Below are 7,425 nucleotides of genomic sequence, written 5' to 3'. Positions count from 1 at the left end.
AATCAGGCGAGGCTTTAGGAGAAGCTGCAACTTCTCCAAAAAGCTTGAAAATCATTTCAAAGCCTTTGATTTAGTGTTCTTTTATATCAATAATGGATTCGTTTAATGCCAGCATACTTTTTGAAACACCACCAATTTTTTATATCAAAATTTCAAAGTGTACTGATGAGTACACTTTGAATGGGTTCTAACACCCGAATTTCGTATATGAAATTTTATGTTAAATGATTGTTAGAAATGCCCCTTGATCGAGGCATTTTCTATAAAGAATACTAAAAACTAATTAAAGCCAACCAAGTTTCAAAACAAGGCAGTTCTCAGCAATCATATTTTTAAATTATATAACTCCCAACTGAGCTTTTGCTCCAACGATAAGGCTTTCATTTTGAGTTTCTAAGGCAAATAAACCATACATCAAAGGAGAGGCCGCTGCTCTTTCTAAAGTCTGTTCATATAGTTTATTCCAAACTTTACCCCCTAGTTTTTCATACTCGATGATTAGAGTTTTGAGGCTTTCTTCTCCAAACAAAGTTACATGCCCAGCAAAATCAATCGCTGGGTCATCTATATGGGCTGTTGACCAATCAATAACGCCTGAAACAGCTCCATCCTTTGAAGCTAGTACATGCCCAGCATATAAATCGCCATGTATAAATTGGGTGAAATCTGCCCATAGAACATCATTATCCAACCATTTTCTGTAGCGGGTTTCCAATTGCTCACTTATACCAATTTCAGATTTTACTAACTGCAAATTGTTTGCTATTTCAGGTCTTAAATCTGAAGGTTTCATAATTTTCAAATCATTTTCCCGAACTTCTTTTTCAGGAATACTATGGATTTCAAATAAGGTTTTTGCCAAAGATGTTATGTATTTCGGGCTATCTTTGTCCATATTCCAAATTATTTCATAGGTTTCAGCATCCAAATTTAAAACAGGATTATCTTTAAGTATGGGATAAGCCACTAATTCTGTAGATGAAATTCTCCAATCAGGAACCTCTACAGAAAGATGTTTTTTTACCAATTCTAAAATGCGTTTTTCTTTCTTGATTTGTTCCCTCATGCCATCACGACGAGGAATACGCAGCAACCATTGTTGCCCCTTTGTATCAAGAGCAAAAACGACCTTAAAATCAATGCCCATTTCATTGAAATTCATTTTGTCCGTAAGCAACAAGCCGTGTGCTTCAGCAAGTGATTGAATATCTTGAATTGTCATTTTTAATTTCCTTTAAAGAGTTCAATAATTAATGTTCGGATTAGATTGGCTATCATTAACAATCTCTCTCAAAAGTCTTGATGATTTTGTGGTCTTTGATCTCGTAGATAATGTCAGCAATATTATCGACCAATTGCTTGTCATGAGATACGAAGATAATAGTTCCTGCATAGGACTTCATCATTGTTTCTAATGCGGCAATACTTTTTAGGTCAAGATAGTTTCCTGGTTCATCCATAAGCAAAATATTATATTTTCCTAAAAGCATTTTGGATAAAAGCAGTTTGATGATTTCACCTCCCGATAAGTCGGATAAGTTTTTTTGAATATCATTCGCTCCGATCCCCATTGAAGCCAATACTGCACGAATTTCCGCAACTGTGTACTCGCACTCTTCCTGCATAAAGGAGAGCACAGATTTATGCGTGTTAAATTTATATCCTGTTTGTGTAAAGTAGCCAATTTCAGCTTTTGGAGATATGGTTAATCCATCAGCACGTTCTGATATCATTTTTAACAAGGACGTTTTCCCTGTTCCATTCGATCCAGTTATAGCGACTTTAGCGCCAAGCGGTATTATAAAGTTAGCGTCATCAAAGATAGTACGGCTACCAAATTTTAAGCTCAGACCATCTGCCGTAATCGGGAACTTATTGTGCAGTTCTAGGGCTGAACTTTGACGAAAACGAATAGAACGCAAATGCTCTGGTGCTTGAATATCTTCTAATGCAGCCAAACGCTTTTCCATACTCTTAGCTGCCTGATACAGTTTTCTTTGCTTGGTGCCAGTCATTTTTGCATGCCCAAGTCGTCCAGCACTTTCGGTAGAGTTTTTGGATTTTTCTCCTTTTTTCTTATTGTCTAATCGATTAGCTTGCTGGCGTTTTTCTTGCACAGCAGATTCTAATCGCTCCCGTTCCTTCATCATCAGCTCATATTCTACGGCTTGGTGTTGTCGCTCTTCTTCTTTTTGACGCAAGTAATCCGAGTAACCACCCCAATATTCCGTAATTTTACCGTCTTTTAACTCCCATATCTTGTCTACAACCATATCAAGAAAATATCGGTCATGACTGATAACAAGTAATGCTCCATCAAATGCTTTAAGTTGACCAATAAGTAGATCTATTCCATTGAGATCAAGGTGGCTGGTTGGTTCATCCGCTAGAATGCCATGTACTTGTTGGGAAAATGCGGCAGCAATTTTTGCACGAGTTTCCTCTCCGCCACTCATTGTGTCGTTTTGTACATTGGAAACACCAAGGCGAGATAACATTGCCCGGTCTTCGACCGTTTCTATTTCGATTCCGCCCAGTTGGCTGATATGTGCAAAATCACCAAAACGCTGTAATGTCGCTTCGGCTAAAACAATTTCGCCATTAAGTACTTTGAGTAAACTACTCTTTCCTGCTCCGTTATCACCCACAAGACCAATACGGTCATAAGAGTGAATTTCCAATTCATCAATATCCAAAACATCACGCCCAGCATAATCCAAGCGTATGTTTCTCGCTTTAATAATTAAACTCATTTTTATTTACTCCTGTTTAGCTCTTGAAATTTTTTATGCAGCAAACAGGATTTAGGTGAAAACAAAAGCTAGCATCACAGTGTCCTCCCAAAAAAAAAGCTATTCATCCACAGGGTGGACAAATAGCTAGTCAATTAAGTTATAACTGGAAACTATGCACTAAAAGCATACTTATAAATTAAGCATACTTTTACTTTATATATCCGCATATATTCTTAAAGACACAACAAAAGCCCACCATTATAAAATAGTGTCACTATGCAAATAGTTGTGTCTTAACGAATGCGGATAGAATGCATAAACTTACCTAAAAAATAAAATTCAGTTTTATGATAACTTTACTGTTAAAAGAAGTCTAGACAACCTTGTTTTATGCTTGGATATAAGGCTTATTTTAAAATAATAGTAGTGAAGATTTTCTAAAATTAACATAATACACCTTATCCGAAATGCTTAGATATTTTCATTATCTTTCAATGTTATAGTCAATACTTAATAGCCCGAAACGTCATGCTCGGGCTTTTTTTATGATTCTTCACGTTCCACGACTAATATTTCATCAATGTTTCACAACTTTGATTAGCTCCAGTAAATAATTAAAACCTAGATAATAAGAACCGAGCGAGTGTCTACGAGCGATTGAGCATCATCAAAATTTCGACCTCGCTTTTTCTCTGATTACAAGCTCCCTTTCGATTTTAAACGGTAGTTACAGAGCATCCCGAATGGGTGCGAACTTTGGAGCTTTTGCTTTTCAAAAAGTATGAGCGAAGCGAATACATTACCAATGCTTTTGCTTTTAGATTTCATAAACAGGATTAACCAAAAACTGCCCCATGAAGCGAGGAACGAGCTTCAATAGAGTACGAGCTTTAGCGAGTACATAGGGCAGTTTTAAGCACTCCCCTCTTTTTAATATTTTTTAATTTTTTAATTTTTAGCCTCTACAATTAATTGATATATAAGAATAAAAATAGCAATAAGTACACCTTTATCTTGCAATAAGTACACCTTTATCTTGCAATAAGTACACCTTTATCTTGCAATAAGTACACCTTTATCTTGCAAAGTGACACTCAATAAAATAGAGTGTACTTATATATTTAAAAAACATGTGTGCTTATGAAAAAGGAACTAGTCGTTAAAGATAATGCACTAATAAATGCCAGTTATAATTTAGACCTATCAGAACAACGTTTAATACTGTTAGCCATACTTGAAGCTAGGCAATCAAATACACCCAATGATAAAGATTTGACGATTCATGCTGAAAGCTATATCAACCATTTCAATGTTCATAGAAATACAGCCTATAAAGTTCTTAAAGATGCTTGCAAAAGCCTATTTGATCGTAGATTTAGCTATCAAAAGCTGACTCAAAAGGGCAACATTGAGAATGTAATAAGTCGATGGGTACAACGAATATCTTATGTAGAAAATGAAGCTCTTGTTCGTATTAAGTTTTCTGATGATGTTGTACCGTTGATTACAAATTTAGAAAAACACTTCACCAGTTATGAACTAGAGCAAGTCAGCAGTTTAACTAGTGTTTACGCTATACGCTTGTATGAGTTGCTTATCGCATGGCGTAGTACAGGCAAAGTGACTATGGTAGAGCTAGAAGAGCTAAGATTAAAATTAGGCATAGAACCCAACGAATACAAGAGAATGGGGCAATTTAAAGAAAAAGTTTTACACCTTGCCATTGATCAAATTAATGAGTACACAGATATAAAAGCAGAGTATGAACAACACAAACGTGGTCGTTCAATTATTGGTTTTTCATTTAAGTTTAAGCAAAAATCACAGCCGAAAAAATTAGATTCTAAGCGTGACCCAAACACACCTGACTTTTTTGTCAAAATGACCGATGCACAACGCCATTTATTTGCCAATAAAATGTCAGAAATGCCTGAAATGGGGAAATATTCACAAGGTACAGAAAGCTACCAACAATTTGCTATCCGTATAGCAGATATGCTTTTAGAGCCTGAAAAATTCAGAGAGCTTTATCCAATATTAGAAAAATCAGGATTTCAGCCATGATTAAATTAAACAACCTATCAACTGATCTAAAACATGTGACCGTTGAATACCTCGACATCGTAAATTATGAAATTGCGAGGGAAAATATATGCGGTTATATCTTCCTATTATCTCGAATATCCAAAAATGCAGAACCCACCAAAAAAATGCAGATGGAAAGCAAAATACAGGACTTAATTTACTATCGAGATAATTTGCAGATAGAGGACAAAGACAATATTCAAAAGGTTTTAAATACGCTCATTCCCGAGTATCAAGCCGAACAGAACAACCAAACAGCTAAGAAAAATTAGGCTTCAATATCGGGCAAATCAAAAAGCTGTCTATCTCTATTTTCTGTTAAATATTCGTTGAGTTCAGCGAGTATTTTTTCTTTATTGGCTTCATTAGATTGCATCTTTTTAATTAAGTAAGAACCGAGCAAAATTTTACGTCTTGTATCGTCCTTTCTTTCTTGTTCCTTTTGCTTGGTTTTTTCTCTTGCATCAATAGCCTGTTTTTGAGCTTTTAACTGTTTCAACTTTTCTAATTGGGCTTCAATTTTCTTTTCGATATTTTCAGCAGATTTTGTCATAACGGTTAATTTCGGGATATAGAAAACCACTCAAGCATAAAACCCTATGAATTGAAATTCAAGCGGGCTATATGCTATCGTGTTTTTCATGAAATGGCACTTACGACTTGGATTTCATCCAAGTCAAAGTTTGCGTAAGGGGTATCCCCTTAACCCCAAAAAACTGCTACGCAATTTTTTAAAAGCAAAAGCATCTCAAGGCGACTGCATGGCAATCTATCATTGTTCAACTAAAACAGTTAACCGAAGTTCAGGACGAACTGCGGTTGCATCAAGTGCTTATCGTGCAGGTGAAAAACTAGAAGATGAACGCACAGGGCTGACCCATGACTTTACGAGAAAAGACGGTGTCGCCCATTCTGAAATTATCTCTAATTTAGATATTGAAATTGACCGTGGCGAACTTTGGAACTTGGCAGAAAAAACCGAGAACCGCAAAGATGCCCGAACCGCTAGAGAATGGGTGATTGCCCTGCCTGATGAATTAGACGCTGATCAACGTAAGGACTTGGCAAAAGACTTTGCCAGGTCCTTAGTTGATCGCTATGACGTAATCGCAGATTTAGCCATCCATGAACCGAGTAAAGGCGGTAATGATAAAAACCATCACGCCCATATCATGCTCACAACCCGAAAAGCCGAATTGGACGCAGACAAAAAACTCACTCTGACCACCAAAACCGATATTGAACTCAGCAACGCCAAACGAAAAAGCCTTGGTATGGGGACAACCCAAGAAGACATTAAGCAAATTAGAGAAACATGGGCAGAGTTAGCCAATAAAGCATTGGAACGTGCAGGCTACCGAGAAAAAATAGATCACCGCAGCTATGCCGATCAGAACAACGGACTACAAGCCACCATCCATGAAGGCACCAAAGTCACTCAATTACGCAGACAAGGCATAGACACTGAAATTAGCCGTTTCAATGACAACGTCAAACAGCAGAATACCCAACAACTTGACCAACAGAAACAGCAGAAAGAGAGCGTTTTACAGCGTGGTTTAAACCGTGTCGATCAAGGTTTTGAGCAATGGCAGAAGAACCAAGAAAGCAAACGCCTAGAACTGGAACGCCAAGCGGAAATGAAGCGACAGCAAGAATTAGATAAACAACGAGCCGAACAAGCAAATCGTAAGGCATCACGAGATTTAGATAATGATGGATGGTCACGATGAGTAACCAAAATGATGATTTAGACCTAGACGATCAGTTATATATTCTATTGGCATCTATGAAGGAATACAGAGAAGCCATAGCAGACGATAACAAGCGATTAGAGACGTTTTACAACGAAGTGGCTAGCGGAGTGCTCAATAAGGCTGAAAAGTCGCTAGAAAACGCAAATAAGAAGCATACAGGCGCATTGAACAACAGTATTCAGCATTTAAACCAAGTTACAGCTAAACTAAATGCAAAATTTATCCTGTTTTTTGCCAGTACTTTTGTGGCTTTGGTTCTCGTATTGCTTTTGGCTATATTTTTGTATGTTCCAAGCCTTGATGAAATTCAACAGCGCAGAGCAGATAAGAAAGCATTAGAACAATATGCACTTCAAATCAAAGTTGATGATGGAGAAACACTCGTCAGAATCATGACGAAAAAGCCGTGTTACTCATTCCAACCAAATAACGTCAAAGAAAAAACCTATGACTGGTGTCAGATCGACCCTAAAAAATACTAGATGATCGGTACTTTGCTTGGTTTTTCTCATTACTGATCAGATTACAGCAAGCGCAAAGTTGCCCGACTTTGAAACATGGCTAAAGCCATGTTTCAAAGCATCGAGCTGAAATTTCGTATAAGAGATTTTATGTTAAATTTTTTATATCAAAATTTCAAAGTGTACTGATGAGTACACTTTGAATGGGTTCTAACACCCGAATTTCGTATATGAGATTTTATGTTAAATTTTTTGGTGGTGTTTCAAAAAGTATGCTGGCATTAAACGAATCCATTATTGATATAAAAGAACGCTAAATCAAAGGCTTTGTAATGATTTTCAAGCTTTTTGGAGAAGTTGCAGCTTCTCCTAAAGCCTCGCCTGATC

The 7,425-nt window shown here is 36.9% G+C and carries 7 protein-coding genes and 2 pseudogenes; 5 read left to right on the top strand and 4 right to left on the bottom strand.

Annotated elements, in window-relative coordinates; translation table 11 throughout:
• A pseudogene (locus FTV29_RS14655) lies at positions 1-106 on the top strand (IS1 family transposase); the annotation flags it as partial.
• A gap of 231 nt (positions 107-337) precedes the next feature.
• On the opposite strand, the gene FTV29_RS14650 reads toward FTV29_RS14655, so the two are convergent.
• Both FTV29_RS14650 and msr(E) read right to left on the bottom strand, forming a co-directional pair.
• Entirely contained in the window at positions 338-1,222 is an 885-nt protein-coding gene (locus tag FTV29_RS14650) for an Mph(E) family macrolide 2'-phosphotransferase (RefSeq protein ID WP_000155092.1), read from the bottom strand.
• Positions 1,223-1,277: 55 nt separating this feature from the next.
• Entirely contained in the window at positions 1,278-2,753 is a 1,476-nt protein-coding gene (msr(E), locus tag FTV29_RS14645; RefSeq protein ID WP_000052512.1) for an ABC-F type ribosomal protection protein Msr(E), read from the bottom strand.
• 1,122 nt (positions 2,754-3,875) lie between these two features.
• On the opposite strand from msr(E), the gene repM reads away from it, so the two are divergent.
• Together repM and FTV29_RS14635 are read left to right on the top strand one after the other, a co-directional pair.
• Positions 3,876-4,799, top strand: a complete 924-nt coding sequence (repM, locus tag FTV29_RS14640) for a replication initiation protein RepM (protein WP_004856439.1) — start codon at positions 3,876-3,878, stop codon at positions 4,797-4,799.
• Positions 4,796-5,092, top strand: a complete 297-nt coding sequence (locus FTV29_RS14635; RefSeq protein ID WP_004856442.1) for a hypothetical protein — start codon at positions 4,796-4,798, stop codon at positions 5,090-5,092. Before repM ends, FTV29_RS14635 begins: the two co-directional genes overlap by 4 nt.
• On the opposite strand, the gene FTV29_RS14630 is transcribed toward FTV29_RS14635, so the two are convergent.
• Positions 5,089-5,373, bottom strand: a complete 285-nt coding sequence (locus FTV29_RS14630) for a hypothetical protein (protein ID WP_004856445.1) — start codon at positions 5,371-5,373, stop codon at positions 5,089-5,091. The two genes, FTV29_RS14635 and FTV29_RS14630, sit on opposite strands and share 4 nt — an antisense overlap.
• Before the next feature lie 208 nt (positions 5,374-5,581).
• On the opposite strand from FTV29_RS14630, the gene mobQ reads away from it, so the two are divergent.
• Both mobQ and FTV29_RS14620 read left to right on the top strand, forming a co-directional pair.
• Positions 5,582-6,553, top strand: coding sequence for a MobQ family relaxase (gene mobQ / locus FTV29_RS14625; protein ID WP_159516850.1), 972 nt, complete (start codon positions 5,582-5,584; stop codon positions 6,551-6,553).
• Complete coding sequence (locus FTV29_RS14620) at positions 6,550-7,059, top strand: hypothetical protein (protein WP_136144375.1); 510 nt, start codon at positions 6,550-6,552, stop codon at positions 7,057-7,059. Before mobQ ends, FTV29_RS14620 begins: the two co-directional genes overlap by 4 nt.
• A 260-nt stretch (positions 7,060-7,319) precedes the next feature.
• On the opposite strand, the pseudogene FTV29_RS14615 reads toward FTV29_RS14620, so the two are convergent.
• Positions 7,320-7,425 (bottom strand): annotated as a pseudogene (locus tag FTV29_RS14615) (IS1 family transposase); the annotation flags it as partial.

Source organism: Acinetobacter sp. YH12254, from assembly GCF_013417415.1.
GTDB lineage: Bacteria > Pseudomonadota > Gammaproteobacteria > Pseudomonadales > Moraxellaceae > Acinetobacter > Acinetobacter pseudolwoffii.
Note: the sequence above shows the minus strand (reverse complement) of the source record. Positions and strands in the feature narration are given on the sequence as shown.